Consider the following 22,591-nt stretch of genomic DNA (forward strand, 5'->3'; position numbering starts at 1 on the left):
GGAATGTAGCGAAAAAAGCAGCAACAAAAAAGGACGCCATTCAAGCCTTATAAACGGCTCGAATGACATCCTATGATTACACGTGGCATACTACAAACGTAATTCCCAAGTTAAACAAGCATCATCTACTAATTAGGTTGGTGTGACTTCTCCAAGTTTAACCTTACTCTCTGCTTCCTCTATTGGATAGCGTCTGCGGAACCACAGCGACTGAAGCAGCAAGAAGGTGCCGCTTACTGTCCAATATAATGGCATGGCAGCAGGAGCATTGAAGGAAAAGACCGCCATCATAATCGGTGAAAGATAGCCCATGATCGCAAATTGCTTGCGCTGGTCAGGCGTCATCTGAAACTGAGAAAGCTTGGCCTGTGCCAAGTATACAATTGCGACGACGATTGACAAAATCCAGTCCGGCTGTCCGAGCCGGAACCATAGGAAAGAGTGAGATGCGAGCTCCGGGGTTAAGCGGATTGCTGTATACATACCGCTCAAGATCGGGAACTGAATGAGAATAGGCAGACAACCGATATTAAGCGGATTGAATTGATGTTCTTTGTAAAGCGACATCATTTCCTGCTGCATACTCTGCTGGCTGGTGGTATCTTTCTTGTTTTCATACTTCTTCTTAATTCGGTCCAAGTCGGGCTGCATAGCGCTCATCTTGCGCTTCATACCCTGCTGGGCACGCGTTTGACGCATCATAAGAGGCAGTAAGGCCAGACGGACAATGAATGTCAATGTCATAATCGCCAGCCCAAAGCTTCCACCAAACCATTGCGCCAATTGCTGAATAAGCCAAGAAAGCGGGAACACCACGTAATGATTAAAAAATCCGGGTGTCTGTGCATTTATCTCCGCAGCATTCGCACCACAACCAGACAGTAGCATGACCACCGCCAACGCTACCATTAATCCAAATATCCGTTCTTTTTTACCCCAAAAGGTGAATCCCTTGAATCGTTTCATATGTTCCTCCTCGTTGATTGGCTGTGCCATCGTTCAACGAGGGAGAACAATCGGATGCATCTTCATCCGGCGCTTCTTTACGCCGGATATGTCGGGCTAGCCGGACAGGCATGTCCTGTCCACGGGCAGACATCGGCATCTGCGGAGAGGCATGAGACCTCACGGGCCCACCTTCGACCCAGCATTCGGGTACATTGCCGTGCAAATGAGCGAGATACGTATAAGTCACTGTGCACAGCAAGCCGATTGTAAATAAATAAGGGAGTAGGTCTTGAAGCTCAAACAAGGGATTCACCTCCTTCGGTTTGTTGCTACAATTATAGCACGAAACCGGACAAGCGACTAATCTTTAATTAGAGATACGGGTTGGATCACAAGCAACTGAAATAATTATTTCTGCTCCTTCGGTCTAATGCTCAAATCCGGTGGAAGGACGCTCTATATTACGGTAAAAACTTAACGGATAGCAAGCATACGATTCAATGCTAGTACAGCATCCTGTCTTATCTGAGCATCCACACGAATCACACCCACAGGCTCACCCCGGTCAAACTGTTCCATTGCCCACAGCAAATGGGGAAGATCGATCCGGTTCATGGTCAGGCAGGGACACATATCTGGATTGAGCGATTCAATGTGCTGTTTAGGGTACTGCTGCTTGATTCGTTGCACGAGATTCATTTCTGTGCCAACAGCCCATTGGGTCCCTGGCTCTGCCGCACGGATGGTATCGATGATGAATTTTGTGGAGCCCGCGCAATCTGCGAGCTGTACGACTTCATAAGAGCATTCGGGGTGAACGATGACCCGGACGTTCTTATCACGCTCGCGAACGTTGCGAATATGATCTACTGTAAACTTTTCATGAACAGAGCAATGCCCTTTCCATAAAATAATTTTTACGGTTGCTGGGTCCTGTTCAGTCTCAAGCTGATCTGCCAGCGGATTCCACACGGCCATTTCATTTAGCGGAATTCCAAGATCGTAAGCTGTATTGCGACCTAAATGCTGATCCGGCAAAAACAAAATACGTTCCTTTTGCTTCAGCGCCCACTCCAGCACTTGCTTAGCATTCGAAGAAGTCACGGTAGCCCCACCATGCCGTCCTACAAAGGCTTTGATCTCTGCTGTGGAATTTACATACGTTAACGGAATGATCGTATCTCCTACCAACTCCTGTAAATGCTTCCATGCTCGTTCTGTCTGTTCCACATTCGCCATATCTGCCATCGAGCAACCTGCACGCATATCCGGCAGGACAACAGTCTGTCGATCGGTAGTTAGCATATCCGCTGTCTCCGCCATAAAATGGACCCCACAAAATACAATGAACTCCGCTTCCTGATTTTGTGCAGCCATTTGAGCAAGCTGTAGAGAATCTCCTGTTATATCAGCAAACTGAATAACCTCGTCCTTCTGATAGTGGTGGCCCGGTATAAGCAGCTTGGGTCCCCATTTTTGTTTCAGTTCGGCCACTCGCTGCTCCATTTCAGCAACCGTCAGTGTCTTATAATGCTCTGGCATAAGCCCTCGATTTCCTTGTAAAACGTCAAGCATAGACATTAGAATCCCTCCATATCGATGCGGCTGATCGTTCCGCTCTCAGCGAACAGATAACCGCTTTGTGTACATCCATATTTACAAGTGTCTTGACACTTATATTTACACATGCCTACAATAATCTCAAGAGTTTTTGAATGGAATTATTTTTAAGCTGGGAGGATTTGGTGTGATTTATCTCGACTATGCCGCTTCTACACCCATGTGTGGTGAAGCTTTAAATATGTATAACGTATTAAATAAGGAAATGTTCGGAAATGCCAGCAGCCTTCATGATGCGGGCGGTCAAGCAGCCTACACGCTGGATTACAGCAGGCAACGAATAGCAAATATGATTGGCGGGCAAAAGGAAGGCATCTATTTTACAACAGGGGGAACAGAATCCAATATGTTGATTGTGCAATCGATCCTGAACGGGTTGCCGCAGCATAAAAAGCATTGGATCATGAGCGCTTTGGAGCATCACTCGATGTACAATCTTGCTACTTTGCTGGAACGTCAGGGCTATGAACTGACCATTGTGCAACCGGATCGGGAAGGACGAATGTCTCGCGAAGCTCTTTTACCTCACCTGAGAGAAAACACCGGACTTGTCTCCGTACAACACGCCAATTCGGAAACGGGACTAGTTCAGGACCTTGCTGCCTTATCTCCCCTGCTACGCGAACGGGGTATTTTGCTGCACAGTGATGCGGTACAGACATTTGGGAATATTCTCGTAGATGTAGAAGCCATGGGAGTAGATGCACTCTCTGTATCGAGCCATAAAGTGTATGGCCCCAAAGGCGTCGGTGCTGCATATCTCAAACCCGGAACCCCATGGCGTCCCGTGTACCCTGATACACTACATGAAAACGGATTTCGTCCTGGAACGGTTAATGTTCCCGGGATTGCAGCCTTTGTCGCGGCGGCAGAAATGATGACCGAACAGATGGAGTCGCATCAGGAGCGATATGCTACCCTGAGAAGACACTTTATTACGAAAATTCAGGAAAGATCCATTCCGTTACGTTGGGTGGTACAGGAAAGCGAGAATAAAGCAGCGCTTCATCATATAGTAGGCTGTTTTTTTTACGGTTACGAGGGACAATATGTTATGCTGGAATGTAATCGCAGAGGTGTCTGTATATCCACTGGAAGCGCATGTGCTGCCGGACACCACGATCCTTCGCCTGCCTTACAGGCGCTTGGAGCATCCGGCCGTGAAGCGTTACAATTTATCCGTATTTCTTTCGGAAGAACGACCACCATCGAGGAATTGAATGTATTGGTAGATATTTTGACAGACCTGACGCATCGAAAAGAAAGGAGCTTATCCCGTTGACTGAATCTTTAAAACGGTCAGGTACGGATCGCCGCGAACAGCTACTATTGTGGCTCAAGAGCGAATCACCACTGACCGGGAGCGAACTGGCGCGCAGATCCTCCGTCTCACGACAAGTAATTGTACAGGATATTTCCCTGTTAAAAGCAAGCCAAGAGCCTATCCTTGCAACGAGTCAAGGATACATTTATATGGAGCCTGCGGGTCAGGCAACTCCCTTAGCCTCACGTATTATTGTGTGTAAACATCGACCTGAACAGACAGAAGAGGAACTAAAGCTGATTGTGGACTACGGTGTAAGTGTGCAGGATGTTATTGTTGAGCATCCGGTATACGGGGATCTGACTGCTCCGATACGGGTTGGAACTCGCAAGGAAGTGGACGATTTTATCCGTAAAATCAGCTCCACCCAGGCCACTTATTTGTCCCAGCTGACGGGAGGCATCCACCTGCACACCTTGAATGCCTCGGATGAAGATAAAATTAATGATGCCTGCGCTGCATTGGAGCAAGCAGGCTTCCTAATGACGGACTAACTTAGTGCGCTTAGCGGAGTAAAGAAAATCCTGTCCAGTGTATGTGGAGTGCAACTGTGCTCCACATGGACGGTATGTAAGCAGCGAGAAATAAAAAAATCCCGGCCCCCTCATATAAGGGAATCGGGAATGAACTATGTGAGCTTAATTTCAAGCAGCTCATATTTAATTACAGCCATGGGTGCATCCACATGAATGATACTGCCCACTTCTTTTCCCAAAAGTGCCTTGCCTAAAGGACTCTCATAGGAAATTTTGTTATCAAGAACATCCGCCTCAGCAGGACTTACAATTTTGTATTCCATCTTTTCTGAAAATTCGATGTCATTCAAAATGACAGTCGATCCAATACTAACGGTTCTAAGGTCTAAATTACTCTCATCCACGACCCGGGCTTTGGTCAGCATCTTCTCCAATATGAGAATGCGGGTTTCCATAAACGCTTGGTCGTCCTTGGCTGAGTGATACTCACTATTTTCTTTCAAATCGCCGTAGCTGATAGCCAACTTAAGGCGTTCGGCTAGCTCCTTGCGTTTTACGGTCTTCAGTTCCTTTAGCTCATCCTCCAGCTTGGCCAATCCCTCTTTAGTTAACAATACTTCTTCATTCGACATATTTTATCTACAACTCCTATTTCAGCATTTTGCTTAATTCCAATTCAACGCTCAAAATACAATAAACGAACTAAACCGTTTTAGTCTAAACATTGCTGATTGAAAACGCTCTGGGATTTATGCAATTGATCATTTGGCTTGCTTTATTGTAGTTTACTCTAAATCGGACCAACATGCGAAATAAATTACTGGATAACAGTAGCCAACTGCCTTCAGCCAGGGTGATTCTTATAGTAACCAATGCTCTCTTATTCGCATATCGTATGATCATAACGTATTTTGATGAGCACTGTAGTGCCGCTGTCCTTGTCCCGAATTTTCATAAAAACCAGGCAAGAACAGTATATGGCGGGAGGAAGATTCAATGGCTTCCTTAGGAAAGAACGGCAATGGGAATGGCAATGGAAACGGGAATCGTAAATCCAAATCCCCACCTAACGGTCAAAAGAAAAATGGATTAAACAGTAATTCGGCTATCTTTTCCGCGCTTCAAGGAAAAAATGTGGAGGTCCTTGTGGCAGCCCTCCTACTAACAGGAAAACTAAACGTCGATTCGGTGACTTTATACAGACAAGCAACATTGTTTTTAGGACTCACAGGAAAATACAAAACACTAGCATCCACTCCATCCAATGTCGATAATATGGTGAAATTTTTAAATGATAACGGGAATATGACACTGGACCAGGTGATACAAGCCTTTTCACAGAAAATAAATAATTAACAAGTGGCGAAAGGAGACTTATGTGGTGAGTGAGTTTGATGGAGAATATTTTGCAGAGGTTGTCATTATTGTGATTCTAGTTGCCATGTTCTTCTATGGCTCCTCAGATATAGAGGGACTTTCCGCTTCGCCAACCCAATCCTAAAATGATAATTCCCGCTTCGTAAAAAATAAAAAAGCATCTATAGACTCTCACGAGGTCAATAGATGCTCTTACTTTTTAACGGCCCATCATTTCTACTTCATGGCCCTTTACTTCTACACTTATCGTTTGACTAGAAACTTCTCCTGAAGCATTGACTAACTCGGCCCGGTACTCATATGTACCCGGCTTTTGATTTTGGATGCTGGTCACTGCACTTTGGGCCTGCGGACTTTGGCTCAGCAGATCCTGCGCGTCGATCAGCTTTCCGTTTTCATACAAGTTGTATTTCGTCGCATTTGTGCCCCACCACATGTTCATAGCGAGAGTATAGGCACCATCACCATCCCAATTGTCATGAGACAGCACTGGAATGCCAGGAGAAGCATCGGTCACTTCGACAGTTAACGGGTCGCTGGTCGTTTTACCAGAAGCGTTGATCAGTTCTGCAGTATACGTGTAGGTACCGTTGGTCTTACCTGTAACAGGAATGACTGCATGCTGTGCTCCAGGAGAAGCCGCTTGCAACGATTGAGTGCCAATCAGCTTGTCATTTTCGTACAACTTGAGTTCATCACCATTCGTACCCCACCACAGATCCATAGTGATGTTGTAATTGCCATCCTTCAGCCCAGTGTCCTGCCCGTTATCATGCGACAGCACAGGTTTACTCGGCACTTCACCTACACCAGTCTTTTCGACTCTAACAGTTACAGGATTGGATACGACCGTTTTACCATCCAAGGTAACGCTGGCTGTAATCTCCGCGCTCCCCTCTTTTAGGGCCTTAAGTTCTCCATACGTATCCAGCGAAACGGATTCATGACTGCTGACATACTGAACAGAAGCGCGGTTTAAATCTGCTTCGCTGCCATCTGTCAGCGTACCCTTGAGATGTGTCACTGCCGTATCCCCAATGTTGAGGGTCGTTTGATCCAGTGAAAGCTCTACTTCTTGCAACTCTGCACCTGCCTGAGCTGAAAAATCATCCAGTCCACGCGGTTTCAACTGATAATTCCCTTTGAAAATCGCCGAAATTCCTTTTAGCTTCACGTGCTGTCCTTCTTGATATGGAAAAGTTGTCCGTGTTAAGCCTGTACGTGCATCGACACGCACATGGTGACTTACTTCACCTGATACTGCATCAAATTCAAACGAACCTACGGGAGTCGCGTCTATCACATTACGAATCATTGCCGTAGGAAGCTCAACCAACTGTCCTTGGCTCGCATCACTGAGTTGGGTGACTTGTACAGCTTCTGGAAGTTGTCCTTCTCCCGTTTTTTCAATTGCCACTGGATCGGTTAACTCTAGCTCACTATTAAACAGTGCCAAGCTTGCTGTAAGCTTTACTCGATCCCCTTGGTGAAAGCCGCTTTGGTTCTGATATACATAAATACCGCCACTTTCATCCTGCATGTAAAAGGCTTGACCACCGAATACACCTGGTTCTGTCGTCACAACACCCTCTAAGGTCACGACTTTACCAGCCGGGAGACTCCGTGCTTCTGCGACACTGATACGAGCTGGAACCGTATTGCCTTCCTCAGGCAACGGCTGGGCCGGGACATCAGCCAACACGACGGATTGAGTCAGCAGATTGCTGCCGTTTTGCCTCAGTCTAAGATTAGCTGAACCACTGGTTCCCGGCTTGATTCGCACCGTCAAGTCCTTATAGGCATGCCCTTTGCCGTTGGACTCCAGACTAAATGTTCCGCTATAGCCGTAAGAGGTTGGCCAGCTTCCATCCGGATTTTGAATCTGGGCTACTTGATTGCCGCCCTCTACATAAATACCTGTGCTGAATCCGCTAATCGTACTATTGGGAGCCAGTTGGTCGGCAGTAATCCGAATTTGAAAAGGCTGTGCATTGGGCAGCTGCTCTTGACGAACGATGCTGTACACTGGTTGCGCACTGGCTGTAGATCCGCCATAGGACCCTGCTTTGAAGGTTCGCTGATCCCACCATTTGTAGCCAGCTGCGGGAGCGGACCAAGGCTCGGCTTGTGGTTCCGTGGAAGCCTGTGGCTCTTCAAAAGGCAGTAATGCCGTCGGCTGGTCCAGCTGTAAGCTTTTCACTTCCGTCAGGCTGGTATACTCCTCCTTCTTGGACAACCAGTCTACGATATTGACCAGTAACTCGGCGTCATCCTGCTCCTTAAAGCCGTCATACGTTGTCTTCTTGGTTCCTGTCTCTTCGCGCAAATATTTTGGCGTTGCATCTTCGACAGGAGACGAGTCCCCAATGAAAGCAGCTTTGCCTAGTCCTACTTTCGATACAGCTGCATAAGGTCCTTCCGGAATGCCGCCTCCGTTATACACGCCCTGATCTACCGCGTTGCCCCAAGCCTGATTGGTTTTAGGAAGATATACGATTCCCTTGGCTTTCGCTGGGTCGATAATTGCGAGTGTTGATCCTGCATGCATTGCCACATTACTCACTCCAGCTGTAATGCCGAACGCCTGTGCTGGCTCGACAATCTGATTGGCCGTGATATCGCCTAATGCATTGTAGCGAAAGCGCACACCAAACTGGCTGCCCAGCCAATCTGAGCTGACTACGCCCTGCATTGCTACCGAGCTTTTTTCTTCCGCACTCATTCCCTTCGCAGGGTCTTCCCATGCACCACGACGATAGCCATTAATGCTCTCCGATCCGTCCCAGCGATTCTTGTTGCGGTCCGCGTTATAATGATCTCCAATGAAAAAAATACTATTGCCTGCTTTTACATACTGCTCCATTGCAGCCTGTTCGCTCTGTTTAAAAGGAATATTCGGCTCTGCTGTAACAAATACATCATAATTCTTTAGATCATTGTAAGTAATGGGCGTAGATTGGCGAAGCTCGTGTACATCATAGCCATTGCTCGCGAGGGCTTGGCCGAAGTCTGAAAATCCACCATCAATCACCCAATCTGCTGCGCCAGCTGTCTGTCCATGAGTATTATCAAACAGCACTTTTTTACCAGCGTTCTCATTGACCACTTTCGCTGCAATGAAGGGGGCTGGGTCCGCCGGACCTTCTGCCCGTACCGGTTGCATGCTGCCCGCAACACCAGCATACAACGATAAAGTGAAAACCATAGCAGTTGCATATTTGAAGCTACGGGATGTAAAACGACGAAAGATTCCCATTCTTTCCCTCCTGTTTGTTGGTTTAAAGCCCTTCTGGGGGGCATCAGATACAAATTTTAGCATTCATTTATGTTCGAATATGCATTGTTTTGTAAATCTTTAGGAATAATGGATAGGAAGGAAATTCCAATAAAAGAGATACACTGTATGCAGCAATGTGAGCACCGCAAATAGGATTTTCCCGGCAGCCCGGGTTCTTCTTTCCCCTGTAATCAGCTTTGCGCCATTCACGATCAATACCCACACGGCAATGAGTGCTGAAATGAGTGGCAGTGTGCAAATTCCCCAGATATACCACGCGGAATAGCCATACACGATCTGATTGTTACCATAGACGACCTGCACTCCGAGAAAAATCGTGTTTAGTGACGCAATGAATGCAAGGTTGGACGAAATGTGATTATTCGTTTTACGGATAGCTTTGATCACATATCTTACGATCCAAATCAGCAAGGTTGTGATGAAAAATAAGGAGGCGGCTGCATAGCTGACAAGCAGAGTCCAGGTGCGGTGCCAAAGTGTCGTTTGCTTCATGGTTTTACTATCCGGGGCAACCATCATCCACGTACCGTTTTCCTGATACAGCAAAATTTTAAGCTGGCCCTCCTTTTCCACAAACAATCCATCGCCTGCTGCTTGAAAAACTTTGTCTGTTGCTTCATTCTCATTTGGGTATTTTCCTTTAACAATTAACGTATGATCATCTTGAATTCGCACGGTGTATGTAATGTTTCCCAGTATTCGAATCCATTTTCCCCACCCATGAACAGGATTAGAATCCACCTGATATACGCCCTCAATCTCTGGCGAAAGCTTCACTTGCGTGGTAGAACGAGCCAGTGACTGAGAAGCGGCCTGCGGATTTGCGGGCAGCATTTGGGCTATCGCATCGATGACTTTTCCATGAAGCAGAGTGTCCGTGTCAGCTGAATTAATGATCACAAAAATACCGATCTTTTGTGACGGAATCAGTACCATTTCGGAAATAAAATCATCAATTTCCCCGGTAGCCCACAGCATAGGTACTCCTGTCTCCAAATGACCACGAAAAAATCCGTAGCCCACGCCATCCAGGCGTGCATCGACTGCAAATTGCTGCGCATGCATCACTTTTACCGTATGTGGCTGGAGCACCACTTTGCCCTCATACTTGCCTTGGTTTAAATGAGTGATCAAGTAATGGGAAAACTCGTTGGGTGTGACGTTCAACGCTCCTGCTCCGGGCAGATTGATATACGACAAAGGCTGTTTCAAATACGCTCCATCCTTCCACTGATACGACTGGGCCTGTGCAGGATGATTTAACGGCAATTCCAGTGTCGCGCTGGGCATATTCATCGGCTGGAACAGATGTGTACGAAGGTAATCATTCAGTCCCTGACCGCTTACTTGCTCCACGATATTACCGATCAGACCGAAGGCGACATTACTGTATTCATACTGAATTCCAGGTTTGCGGATAGGTGGCTGATTTTGAAAATACGTGCTGAGATACTGTTCTGTGGGTAAAACGCCTGCCCGAGTCGAGCTGTTAATGTCGTACAGCGCTTCATCCAATCCTGAGGTATGTGTCAAAAGCTGATGCAAATTGAAAGGCTGATTCTGGTATTGCGTAGCTTTATAGCTGTGGAGATAGTTATTCACGTCTTCATTCAAATCAAGCTTGTTTTGCTCAACCAGCTGCATCGTGGCGCTTGCACTAAATGATTTGGTTAGAGAGCCGACACGAACAATGGTCTTTGCTGGATCGAATGCCATTTTCCGCTCCAGATCTGCATATCCGTAGCCTTTACTAAAAAGAATTTGGGTTCCCTGAGTCACGACGACCGCAGCCCCCGGAATATGCAATTTTTCCAATTTTGTAACCATGATATCGTCCACTTTTTTTTCCAATGAATTAGGTGTTATGCTGTCTATTGCCCATGCCGGAGCAATGAGCAGGTTCCAGAGAAACAACGCTGCTAAAAATGCGGATAGGTAGCAAATGCCTTTATTCTTCATATTGAAGTACCATCCTTACGTATGGAGTTGATTTAATGATTTGAACCGTGCGGTGATTGCATAGCGAGCAGATATTTATACTCCGTATGGAAGCCATCAGCATGGCGCTATGGAATCATCGCACTTCCCATCGCGGGAGTGCACATAATAAAGCGAATCCTGATCGAGTCGTGTAAGCAGACGGCATCTTACCTGTCGATCAGGATTCATGTGTTACAGATTAAAAAATTAGTGATTCAGTTCTTAAAATCATCAACCGTAGATTTTCAAGATTTATGATGTGCTAAATCTTGTGTCATGTCTTTGTCCGTGTTCCGAGTTATCTTTTGTATTGCGGCACGGATACTGTTTACATTTTTCTCGATAAATCCGGGTTCCAGTAGTTCATAATGATTACCAATCAAGCTATGCTCTTCATAGCTACCTTGTGTAGCGTCTTTCCATAAAAGTCGATTATCTCCTGTACCCCTCACCGTTTCCGATCCAACGGCGACAAAGCCGTGAATATTCGCCTGAACGCTCTCTGTATTCACAAGCTGGTTGCCATACACCGCGTAAGCGATCATTTTACGTTGGTACGTTTCATTCAACAGCTCACGGTAGGAGTCGGGAACCTGTTCCAGCATGTCATGAATTTCATGCTCTGTTTCTTCAGCTGTGAAGGGCAGGGCTTCCGCCCTTTTGACCGAATCGAGCATAAAAATATCTGATACGGTATGACCTTGACGTTCCAGTGTGTCAGCAACCTTATGCGCCAGATTACCACCTATGGAATAACCAAGCAGTACATACGGACCTTGCGCTTGCGTGCTGACGATCAAATCAACGTAACGTGCCAGCATGGCCTGCTCATCGGCAGCATCATCCACGAACTCCAATCCATACACGACTGCGTCCTGATCCAGTTGTTTGGCCAGCTCCGCGAACGACAGCCCGTATCCAAGCATAGGAGGAAAGCAGAAGATGGAGATCGGACCGTGTTCATTCAACCGTATGATTGGACTATCGGCCTTGTATTCCAGATCCGCTTTCAATAATGTGAGCGCCTGCTCTTCTATAGTCGGGAAGTCCATAACACTACGGATGGGGAGCTCAATGTCTGTGGCAAGGTGAACTTTGCGTATAAGCTCCAGTACTTTCAAGGAATGTCCACCCAACGTGAAAAAGTCATCATGGATACCCACTTGTGGAATTTCAAGCACTTCCTGCCAAATGGATGCCAGCAACTGCTCCACATCGGTTCGCGGGGCGACATATTCTATACCCGTGTGCAGCCCTTTGTCCGGCACAGGTAAAGCTTTGCGATCGATTTTGCCGTTTGTCGTCAGCGGAAGCCGATCCAGTTGTACAAATGCGGATGGAATCATATAGCTCGGCAGACTGGCCGACATCGCAGCTCGAATCTCACGGACGGTCAGCTGTTCATCGGCAGTGAAGTAAGCACATAATTGCTGTTGACCCGTTCCATCCCGCAAAGCGATAACGACGCTATCCCGCACGGACGGTACACTTGCCAGCCGCGCCTCCACTTCGCCCAGCTCAATCCGGTAACCGCGAATTTTAACCTGTTGATCAATCCGTCCGGCGTATTCCAATATGCCGTCTTCACGCCAGCGAACAAGATCTCCTGTACAGTACAGGCGATCTCCGTCCACCCACGGGTTAGCAAGAAATCTCTCAGCCGTCAGCTCAGAACGATTTAAATAACCACGTGCAACTCCGTCTCCGCCGACAACCAGCTCACCCCAGGCTCCGACCGGTTGCAGGTTAAATGACGAATCCACAACATACGCCGTCGAATTGCAGATGGGACGTCCGATCGGCACAGAATCCAGCTGTTCTTCCGTAATGTGATACGTCGTCGAAAAGGTTGTATTTTCCGTTGGTCCATAGCCGTTAATGATGTTCATGTCCGGATTATCACGCAGAACCCGGTTAATATGGGGTGCAGACAAAACATCACCACCAACCAGCAAATACTTCACATCGCCGAAAAGTTTACTATCCTGCTGTGAAAGCTGATTAAATAACGGTGTGGTCAGCCACATCATGGTGATGCTATGATCCCGTATCGTCTCTTTAAGCTTGGCCGCGTCCAATAGATCATCCTTATGCACAAGAACAAGCTGACCGCCGTTCAGCAGCGCGCCCCAAATTTCAAACGTAGATACATCAAATACAAACGCGCAAGTCTGCAGCATTCGAGTCGATTCATCAAATGGCACATAATCGGTATTGCGGACAAGGCGCACGACACTTTGATGCTCAACAACGACACCCTTAGGCTTACCTGTTGAGCCTGAGGTATAAATAACATAAGCAGCATGATTACCCGCTCCATCTATACCCAGATTGGAAGCATCTGCACTGTAGGACGTATCCTCATTCAGATTAACAATCTGTCCGTCAAAATAGCAACGATCCAGCAAATCTTGTTGAGCCAGCAGCAGTTTGGCTCCCGAGTCCTCCAGCATATAACGGATACGGTCCTCCGGATATTGTGGATCTACCGGCACATACGCGCCACCAGCCTTCAAAATAGCGAGTGTTCCCGTAATCATATCCAGCGAGCGCTCCGTCAAAATGCCAACAGGTTCATCGGGTTTCACCCCTGCATCACACAGCGTATGCGCTAATCGGTTGGCTGTCTCATTGAGCTCCCGGTAGGTCAATGATTGATGACCCAAAGCGACGGCAATATGATCCGGCGTACGCTCTGCCTGCTCCTCAAACAATTTTTGGATCGTGTGATTGCTTGGATATGCAGAGGCAGTGTTATTAAACTCTCCTGTAATTTGTTGTTTTTCCGCCGCTGTAACCAGTTCCAGCTCTTCTATGCAAACATTCGGGTTAAGCAAAACTTGCTCCAACAGATTCACAAAATGTCCATGCAGACGCTTAATGCCTGTTTGATCATAACTTAACGCATTATACATAAAACGAATCTTGATGCATTCTCCTGGCATAACGACTAAGCTCAGATCATAGTTAGTCTGCTCTGCAGCCACCACGTTGGAAATCGGGAATAGTTCCTGCCCGTCACTTCCCAGTTCTTCGACCTGCTCATCTACCGGATAATTTTCAAATACCATAATATGGTTAATTAAATCCTGTTTCTGATCGGTCAATGCCTGAATCTCAAACAGTGGATACGTATCATACGCATGAGAAGCCAGAGCCTGCTCCTGCGTTTTCTTCATAACTTCTGCAAAAGATTCCCCTGCCTCACTAAGGATGCGAACAGGAATGGTATTAATGAACAAGCCGATAATATCCTCTACCCCGATAATATCCGATGGACGGCCTGAGACGACACTGCCAAATACGACGTCACTGTGGTTGTTATATTTTTGCAGCACAATCCCCCAGACGGTTTGTAATAACGTATTCATGGTCACTTGATATCGCTTAGCCGTCTCCTCCACCCGGAGGGTCAACTCACGTTCCAAAACCGTCACCCAATCACTAGCCGTGTTGCCTCCACTCTTGCGACCGGATTTTACAGCTGGTAATGCTGTTTGCTGCTCATATCCGGATAAATAGCTGCTCCAGTAGTCGGTTGCCGCCTTGCGATCCTGTGCTTCGAGCCATTCAATAAAGCGGCTGTACGGCACTGCGGGTGCTAGCTCTGGTACTCTGCCCTCCTGAAGTGCTGCATAGCTTTCAAACACTTCTTTATTTATAAGGGACAGACACCAGCCGTCCATGACGATATGATGGAAGCTCCATACAAAATGATAGCTGTCTTCTCCGGTACGTAAAATCGCTACACGCAGCAGAACATCCCTACGCAGATCAAAGCCTCGTGCTTTATCTTGTAGCTTGAAATTTTTCACCCGGGTATCTATTTCATCCTTCTCCAGATGGTGTAAATCTTCATATTGAAAGCCGCAATCCTGATTTCGATACACCACCTGCAACGGTTCCGTATCTCTGCCAAAATAAAAATGTGTACGCAGCGCCTCATGTCGCCGAACCAGAATATTCAGGCTTTCTGCAAAAGCCCGAATGTCCATCTGACCTCGCATATCATAAGAAACCTGCTCAAAATACGCGTCATTCGCGGCTGCTTGACTATCTAGCTGGCTGTGAAACAGCATCCCTTTCTGCATCGGGGTCAGTGCATATACATTGTCGATCTCACCTGCAGCACCCATTTCAGATAAGAGGCTGTCCAAGCCCTCCACACTCATTCCTTTATAGGAAATATCACTTGGGGTAAGCTCCGGGTGTTCTTTATGGATGCAATGCACCAAAATTTCGCGCAGGCTCGATTCCAGTAATTTCGCCAATCGCTCGATCGTCTCCGGTCTATAGCTGGTACGGCTATAGCTAATCGTCAGACCCAGTTGACCTCCCGAAATGATGCCACCAAAATCCAGCGTATACGTTCGAGCCATGGTCGGGCTCAGCGGCATCCCACCCTCATATGAGGATGATTGCAAGTCGTTCCCTTTCATATCCTGATCGAACTGTCCCAAATAGTTAAAGCTGATTTCGGGGTCTGTCGTAAATAGGGCTGGAGATGCCTCCGGTGCCTGTGTCTGATGATCGGCTAAGTATTTCAGTACACCGTAGCCAATCCCTTTTTGCGGGATGCCGCGCAGTCCTTCCTTCACCCGCTTAATCCGTTGCGAAAGTGCCAGTTCTTCAGGCATATCGAGCAAAACAGGATATTGGCTTGTAAACCACCCTATCGTCCGGGTAATGTCCACCTCTGGTAAAATGGCTTCACGTCCATGTCCCTCCAGATTAATCAGGAACCGATCATTTCCACTCCATGCTTGCAATGCCATTCCTACCGCCGTTAGCAACAGGTCATTAATTTCTGTACGGTAGGCACGATTGGCCTGTTTGAGCAGCTGCTCTGTCTCTGCGTGTGTCCACAAAGCAGTAACCGATTCACTATCGCCAATCAATGGCTTTTCGTGCTCATTATACCCGTAATCCTGCGGCAAAGGAGTCCGTTCCGCTTGTGCAAGTTTCCCCCAATACGCTTGCTCACGTTCCATAGCTGGGCTGTTGGCATAAGCGTGCAGCTGCTCGGCCCATGTTTGGAACGAATCTGTTTTATGAGGCAGCTGAATCACCTGTTCACCCTTGGAAGCTTGATCATAGGCAGTCGCCAAATCCTCGAATAAAATGCGCCAAGATACCCCGTCCACCGCCAAATGATGAATCACGACCAGCAGATGATCTCCATCCGGGCAACGGAACAGCCCCAGTCTCATCAGCGGACCTTCACTTAGAGAAATACCAGATTGAATTTCATTGCACTTCGCTTCAATTATCTTCGCCAAATCTTGCTGGTTTACATCGCTGTCATTATAATCAAAGCACTCTAGATGGTACGGTTCGCCTTCCTCTACACTGCGGTTCCATGCTGTACATCCGTTCTCCGACAAACTAAAAACCATACGCAGTGCATCATGGTGCGATGTAATCTGATGGAGCGCCCGCCGTAGTGCCTGTTCGTCATAGCCTTCCTGACGATAGAGCATGACAGATTGGTTAAAATAGTGTGGTTCTCCCGTTGGCTGTTCAAAAAACCAGCGCTGAATCGGTGTAAGCACTACATTTCCTGTAACCTCGCCCTGCTCGGCTATTCGGTTAACAGGCTGAATATATGTGCTTAGTCCTGCAATTGTCGGGTATTTGAACAAGTCCTTCATTTCCAGCTTGTATCCAGCCTGAAATAAGCGGGACGATACTTGAATGGCCTTGATGGAGTCACCACCCAAATGGAAAAAGTTATCCTGTATTCCGACTTTCGGGATACCAAGAATGGCTCCCCAAGCTGTAGCCAGTGCCTGTTGGACATCCGTCTCGGGTGCCACATAGTCCATACCTGTATCGAGATTGTGCTCAGGTGCGGGCAGTGCCCTGCGGTCTACTTTGCCATTCAGCGTCAAAGGCAGTCTGGAGAGCTGCACAAAGTAGGACGGCACCATATAGCCAGGCAGATCCTGCGACAAAATGTTACGTAAGTCGCTGGCGCTCAGTTCGCTATCTGTTACAAAATAGGCACATAGCTGTTTTTGTCCGTGATCGTCCTGCCGCACGGTAACAACTGATTCCTTCACACCTGGAATCGTGGACAAACGGGTTTCAATTTCACCCAGTTCAATGCGGTAGCCGCGAATTTTGACCTGTTCATCCATTCTTCCCTTGTACTCCAGTACACCATCAGCACGCCAACGCACTAAGTCCCCTGTACGATAGCAATATTCTCCAGACCGGAATGGACTTTCAATAAATTTTTCCGCCGTAAGCTCGGGCCGATTCAGATATCCACGCCCAACACCATCACCACCGACGATCAGTTCCCCCCAGGCCCCGATAGGTTGCAGCTTCAACGAACGATTGACCACATAAGCGGTCGAGTGATCAATTGGACGTCCAATGGGAATAGCCTGGGTTTGCGGTTCTGTAATGTCATAGATGGTGGAAAAGGTGGTGTTCTCAGTCGGCCCATAAATATTGGCTAGGCGAAGCTGCGAGTACTCCTTCAACACACGATTGACGTGCGGTACAGACAACACATCACCACCCACGAGCAACTCCTTCAAGGACGCAAACACTCCGATTTCTTGCTGCGAATATTGATTGAATAAAGCCGTGGTCATGAACATCGTGTTAACACGATACTTGTCAATTGCCTGTTTGAGCTTGGAGGCATCCAGAATAGTGTCATGACTTACCACATACAGTTGTCCCCCGTTCAGCAGCGTTCCCCAGATTTCAAATGTGGAGGCATCGAACACAACTGCGCCCAATTGCAGCATACGTGTATTTTCATCAAGCGTGGCATAGCTTTTGTTTTTCACTAGGCGCACGACATTACGGTGCTCAATCATCACGCCCTTCGGCTTGCCTGTCGTACCAGAGGTGTAGATCACATACGCAAGATCCGAGGAAGATCCCCCTGTTGTAATCGGAAGTGTTCCATCCGTATGAGCGTCAAATTCAGATTTGGTACTCCATCGTTGTTCATCACTCAAATCGATGACCGGAATGCCTGGTTCAAAAGGCATCTGCTCACGTCGTTGTAACAGTAACAGCCCCGCACCGGAATCCTCCAGTAAATAACGGATACGCTCTTCAGGATAATCAGGATCAATGGGAACGTAAGCCCCTCCGACCTTCAAAATCGCCAGCATACCGACGACCATTTCAATGGAGCGTTCAGCCATAATTGCTACTCGCTGTGTCTCTGGCTCGGACCCGCGCCGTATCCCATGGGAAGCGAGAATGCGTGCCAGACGGTCGGCACGTTCATTCAGCTCACGGTAGGTAAGCTGCATGTCCGCAAAGGTGATGGCCAGCCGATCAGGTGATTGTGCTACCTGTTCCTCGAACAGCACATGCAGTGCTTGATCTCGTGGATACGGATAGTCTGCTACCGTATCATTGAATCTCTGCACAAGCAGCTCTTTTTCTTGGGCCGAAACCATTTCTATAGCCGAAAGAGCGATATCCGGCTGTTGAGTAACCGCATTGATAAGCTGCTGCAAATGTTCAGTCAGTCGTTCAATGGTTTCTCGTTTGTACAGCCGAGTTCCGTATTGAAGAGCACAGGAAATTTGTTCTCCATCCTCCACTGCGAACAGACTCAAATCAAATTTGGCCGTCGTTTGCTCACTTGGATAAGATGCCAATTGCAGCCCCGCCAGCTGCTGCTCTTTTTGCTCTATGTTTTGTAGTGCAAACATGGTATCAAATAACGGATTACGGCTTAAATCTCGATCCACGCCCAGCTTCTCCACTAGCTCTTCAAACGGATAATCCTGATGTTCAAAAGCCTTTAACGCGTTTTCCTTGACCTCCAACACATAATCGCGGAACGTTTTCCCGCCTTCTGGATAATTACGGATTGCCAGTGTATTCACGAACATCCCGATCAGACTGCCAAGATCCGCATGGGGCCGCCCTGCAATTGGCGAACCGACAATAATATCCTCCTGCCCGCTATAGTGGCTAAGCAAAGCCGAATAGGCTGCCAACAGCACCATATATAATGTCGATTCCGTCTGCACCGCAATGCTTTTTAAGCCTGCGCTTTGTCGTTGGTCAAGCGTAAATTCCAGCACATCTCCTTCAAAGCTTCTCACCGCTGGCCGTGGATAATCAGTCGGTAGATCAAGCACTGGTAGCTCTCCTGCGAAGGTATTGAGCCAGTAGTTTTCCTGTTCCCGGTAGCGTTCACTTTGCTGCTGCTTCTGTTGCCAAGCGGCGTAGTCTTTATACTGAATGCGTAACGAGGGCAGCGTGTCGCCTGCATATAAATGAATGAAGTCCTGAATTAGTACATTTATAGAGGTGCCGTCCGAAATGATATGATGCATATCCATGAGCAAAATATGATGCTCTGGGTCTGTTTCAATCAAACCAACTCGGAATAACGGAGCCTGCCCCAGATCGAATGGTTGGACAAAGTTACGTACCAGCTCATCCGTTTCCTTTGGGGTAGCTCCGTGAGCATTAGTCAATTCCATGCAAAAAGGAACCTCGTCATGTACTCGCTGGACAGGTTCACCGTTCATGGTCTCAAAACTTGTGCGCAATGTTTCATGACGGTCAATAAGCTGACGGAACGCGCTATCCAGTGCCTTGTGATTAAGTGAACCGGTCAGAGTCAGGACACCAGGTATGTTATAGCTAATTCCCGCTCCATCAAGCTGATTGAGGATATACATCCGTTTTTGAGCCGAAGAGACCGCATAAAATGGCTTATTCTCCGTAACAGGGATGGATTCATAAGTGGTTTGCTCCAGTGCTTCAATAACTTGCGCCAGCTGTTCAATGGTCGGATGCTGGAACAGATCCTTTAGCTGCACATTTCTATGCAATTCTTTATAGATGAGTGATATGACATGTGTCGCCCGCAGGGAATGTCCTCCTGCCTCAAAAAAGTTATCCTTAATGCCAATGCGCTCAAGCTCAAGCACATCTTTCCAGATGCTAGCCAGTTGTGCTTGTAATTGATTTTGAGGAGGTACATATTCTGCGCCTGAGCCTACACCTCCCTCTGGCTGTGGCAACGCTCGGCGATCCACCTTGCCGTTGGGCGTCAGTGGCAATTGCTCTAGCTGTACAAAATACGACGGTACCATGTAGCCCGGCAGCTCCTGACTCAAAGCGCTACGCAGCTCACTTGTCGCTACTTCCGCATGGGTGACCACATATGCGCAGAGCAGCTTTTGCCCCTGTTCATCTTCATGTGCAATTACAACAGCTTCTCGGACTGCCTCCAGCTTCAACAGCTGTGCTTCCACCTCGCCCAGCTCGATCCGGTAGCCCCGGATTTTTACCTGCGCGTCGATCCGTCCCTTATATTCCAGCGTCCCGTCCGCATTCCAACGCACCAGGTCCCCTGTTCGATAGCAGCGTTCGCCACCACGGAACGGGCTGTCAATGAACTTTTCGGTCGTCAGTTCTGGGCGGTTGCGGTATCCGCGAGCCACCCCGTCACCGCCGACAATCAGTTCCCCCCACGCTCCAACAGGCTGGAGCTGCATCGAACCGTCCACGACATATGCCGTCGAGTTATAGATCGGGCTACCAATGGGCACAGATCCCGATTGAACGCCAGTAATGGCTTGTGTGGTAGAAAAAGTCGTATTTTCCGTCGGACCGTAGCCGTTAATAATATGTAGATTCGGATGGGCCTCCAATACCCGATTAATATGCGGTACGGACAGCACATCACCACCGACCAATAGCTCCCGCATCCCCTCAAATAGTTCCAAGTCCTGCTGGGATAGCTGATTAAAGAGTGGTGCGGTCAGCCACATCGTGGTAATGCCGTGATTGCGGACAACTTCCTTGAGCTTGGGCGCGTCCAAAATAACATCCTGACTCACCAGCACCAGCTGTCCACCGTTCAATAGCGCACCCCAAACTTCGAAGGTGGACGCGTCAAAGACAACAGACCCGGTCTGCAAAATGCGTGTGTCGGCATTCAAGCGTGCATAGTTTGTGTTTGTCACCAAACGCACGACATTACGGTGCTCCACCATAACCCCTTTGGGCTGGCCTGTAGTCCCTGAGGTGTACATAATATAGGCCAAGCGACCAGCTGCGCTCGCCTGTGGTTGTTCTTTAGCTGCATAAGTCTGCTGTATTTGTTCTGGTTCTGCTTGTTCTGATTGCGTAGCTTTTGGTTGCATGATTTCTGGTTGTATGGTTGTCGTAGAAGCAAGTTCGGGACTGGCGGAAATGGAGTAGAACGGATCTAGGCAGTCCACGTATCCCGAATCAGTATTCGTCCCGTGCTCATTCGACAAAATGGGATCGTAACGATCAGCATCATCCGTTCCATAAATTGCGGCATCGCTAAGGTCAAGCACCATTCCCTTAAAATCAGTGGGCCGATGTTCCATTCGCTGCACGAGCAGTATGTCCGCACCGGAATCCTTCAGCAAATAGCGTACACGCTCATCCGGGTAATCAGAATCAATGGGTACATACGCTCCACCTGCTTTGAGAATTCCGAGCATACCGACAATCATCTCAATCGAGCGTTCAGCTACAATGCCGACCGTCTGCTCGGTGCGGATTCCCTGCTTACGTAAAGAATGAGCCAGTCGGTTGGCCTTTTCATTCAATTCTGCATAGGTTAGGCTATCTTGCCCACACACTACCGCCACCTGCTGTGGTGTCTGCTTCGCCTGTTTCTCGAACAATTCATGAATAGACGCATGACGTGGATAATCCACATTTGTATCGTTGAAGGTATGGAGCAGCTGCTCTATTTCTTGCTCTGACAGCACTTGTGCTGTGGAAATCGCCAACTCTGGCTGCTGCAAAACAATAGTGTACAGCCGCAGAAGCTGCTCAACAAAGTGCTCAATCGTCGTCTCGCTATAACGGTCGCTACTATACTTTACGTTTAGGGAAACCGCTTCATGTTCCCATTGAAACTGGAAATCTAGTTCAGATTGTACGTGATCCAAAAAATCAGAAATATGAATATTTCGCAAGGATACTGTGGTGTGAATAAGAGGCTTTCCATCCTCATTACGTTGAATGTCAAGTAATTCAGAATAGTTCCAAAAAGGAATGTTTTGATGTTCAATAGCTTCGCCGACAGAGGTTTTGATTTGAGACAGCAAGGCTTTGAAGGTTGTGCTGGAATCCAGCGTATTTTTCAATAAAAGTAGATGGTTGATCGGCTTTGTAGCACCGTTGCTAGACTTGGCTACCGGAATGCCCAGCAGCACACGTTCCTCAGCTGTGTATTTATGCAATAAGCTCTCTACTCCAGCAAGCAGGACCATAAACACGGCCCATGGAGCGCCACCTGTTATAGATGATATTCTTTGGGAAATTTCAGTTGGAAATGTGAGCGTGTACGTATGGGAATTTAAACTCGTTACAGTTGTACTTCTGGACACATGGTTAGTGTATGGTAGGCAGATGGTATGATCCTCAGATTCCAGTTTATGACTCCAGTAATTTTTTTCCTTCTCAAATAAGGCTTTCAATGACATCCCTCCTGCTTCTCGGGGCCTGTTCCCCGGTTGGATGGTGCGTTGTTACGTACATGAGCGTTGTGTCAGAAAAAGAATACTTTGCAGGCAAGGGCAG

The 22,591-nt window shown here is 47.7% G+C and carries 10 protein-coding genes; 3 read left to right on the top strand and 7 right to left on the bottom strand.

Translation table 11 applies throughout. The features are described from left to right. Positions 1 to 132: 132 nt before the first annotated feature. From yidC to nadA, 3 genes are all read right to left on the bottom strand, one after another. Positions 133 to 966 carry a membrane protein insertase YidC gene (gene yidC / locus NSS94_RS25665; protein WP_341040477.1) on the bottom strand — a complete coding sequence of 278 codons (834 nt, stop codon included), beginning with the start codon at positions 964 to 966 and terminating at the stop codon, positions 133 to 135. Further along, the gene (locus NSS94_RS25670) at positions 932 to 1,252 is read right to left on the bottom strand and encodes a hypothetical protein (RefSeq protein WP_013310179.1); all 321 of its coding nucleotides are present in this window, start codon (positions 1,250 to 1,252) and stop codon (positions 932 to 934) included. Before NSS94_RS25670 ends, yidC begins: the two co-directional genes overlap by 35 nt. A 170-nt stretch (positions 1,253 to 1,422) precedes the next feature. Then, positions 1,423 to 2,529 carry a quinolinate synthase NadA gene (nadA, locus tag NSS94_RS25675; protein ID WP_341040478.1) on the bottom strand — a complete coding sequence of 369 codons (1,107 nt, stop codon included), beginning with the start codon at positions 2,527 to 2,529 and terminating at the stop codon, positions 1,423 to 1,425. Between the two features lie 166 nt (positions 2,530 to 2,695). On the opposite strand from nadA, the gene NSS94_RS25680 reads away from it, so the two are divergent. After that, on the top strand, positions 2,696 to 3,850 hold the full coding sequence (locus NSS94_RS25680) for an IscS subfamily cysteine desulfurase (RefSeq protein WP_341040479.1): 1,155 nt from the start codon (positions 2,696 to 2,698) through the stop codon (positions 3,848 to 3,850). After that, positions 3,847 to 4,386 carry a transcription repressor NadR gene (locus NSS94_RS25685; RefSeq protein ID WP_029514848.1) on the top strand — a complete coding sequence of 180 codons (540 nt, stop codon included), beginning with the start codon at positions 3,847 to 3,849 and terminating at the stop codon, positions 4,384 to 4,386. The genes NSS94_RS25680 and NSS94_RS25685 overlap by 4 nt, the downstream gene beginning before the upstream one ends. Positions 4,387 to 4,520: 134 nt before the next feature. Here NSS94_RS25685 and greA read toward each other — a convergent pair whose 3' ends face one another. Then, on the bottom strand, positions 4,521 to 5,000 hold the full coding sequence (greA, locus tag NSS94_RS25690; RefSeq protein ID WP_013310174.1) for a transcription elongation factor GreA: 480 nt from the start codon (positions 4,998 to 5,000) through the stop codon (positions 4,521 to 4,523). A 364-nt stretch (positions 5,001 to 5,364) separates the two neighbouring features. On the opposite strand from greA, the gene NSS94_RS25695 reads away from it, so the two are divergent. Next, positions 5,365 to 5,724, top strand: a complete 360-nt coding sequence (locus NSS94_RS25695) for a hypothetical protein (protein ID WP_029514846.1) — start codon at positions 5,365 to 5,367, stop codon at positions 5,722 to 5,724. 220 nt (positions 5,725 to 5,944) lie between these two features. On the opposite strand, the gene NSS94_RS25700 is transcribed toward NSS94_RS25695, so the two are convergent. From NSS94_RS25700 to NSS94_RS25710, 3 genes are all read right to left on the bottom strand, one after another. Beyond that, complete coding sequence (locus NSS94_RS25700; RefSeq protein WP_341040480.1) at positions 5,945 to 9,001, bottom strand: endonuclease; 3,057 nt, start codon at positions 8,999 to 9,001, stop codon at positions 5,945 to 5,947. A gap of 99 nt (positions 9,002 to 9,100) precedes the next feature. Further along, complete coding sequence (locus NSS94_RS25705; RefSeq protein ID WP_069011683.1) at positions 9,101 to 11,002, bottom strand: serine hydrolase domain-containing protein; 1,902 nt, start codon at positions 11,000 to 11,002, stop codon at positions 9,101 to 9,103. Between the two features lie 266 nt (positions 11,003 to 11,268). Then, on the bottom strand, positions 11,269 to 22,488 hold the full coding sequence (locus tag NSS94_RS25710) for an amino acid adenylation domain-containing protein (RefSeq protein WP_341040481.1): 11,220 nt from the start codon (positions 22,486 to 22,488) through the stop codon (positions 11,269 to 11,271). Positions 22,489 to 22,591 lie beyond the last annotated feature (103 nt).

The sequence above is a fragment of the Paenibacillus sp. FSL L8-0644 genome (genome assembly GCF_038008165.1).
Classification (GTDB): Bacteria; Bacillota; Bacilli; order Paenibacillales; family Paenibacillaceae; genus Paenibacillus; species Paenibacillus polymyxa_D.

Coding starts and splice junctions, on each gene's coding strand:
- NSS94_RS25700 (WP_341040480.1), bottom strand. CDS start 9,001: ATGGGAATCTTTCGTCGTTTTACATCCCGTAGCTTCAAATATGCAACT.
- nadA (WP_341040478.1), bottom strand. CDS start 2,529: ATGTCTATGCTTGACGTTTTACAAGGAAATCGAGGGCTTATGCCAGAG.
- yidC (WP_341040477.1), bottom strand. CDS start 966: ATGAAACGATTCAAGGGATTCACCTTTTGGGGTAAAAAAGAACGGATA.
- greA (WP_013310174.1), bottom strand. CDS start 5,000: ATGTCGAATGAAGAAGTATTGTTAACTAAAGAGGGATTGGCCAAGCTG.
- NSS94_RS25705 (WP_069011683.1), bottom strand. CDS start 11,002: ATGAAGAATAAAGGCATTTGCTACCTATCCGCATTTTTAGCAGCGTTG.
- NSS94_RS25695 (WP_029514846.1), top strand. CDS start 5,365: ATGGCTTCCTTAGGAAAGAACGGCAATGGGAATGGCAATGGAAACGGG.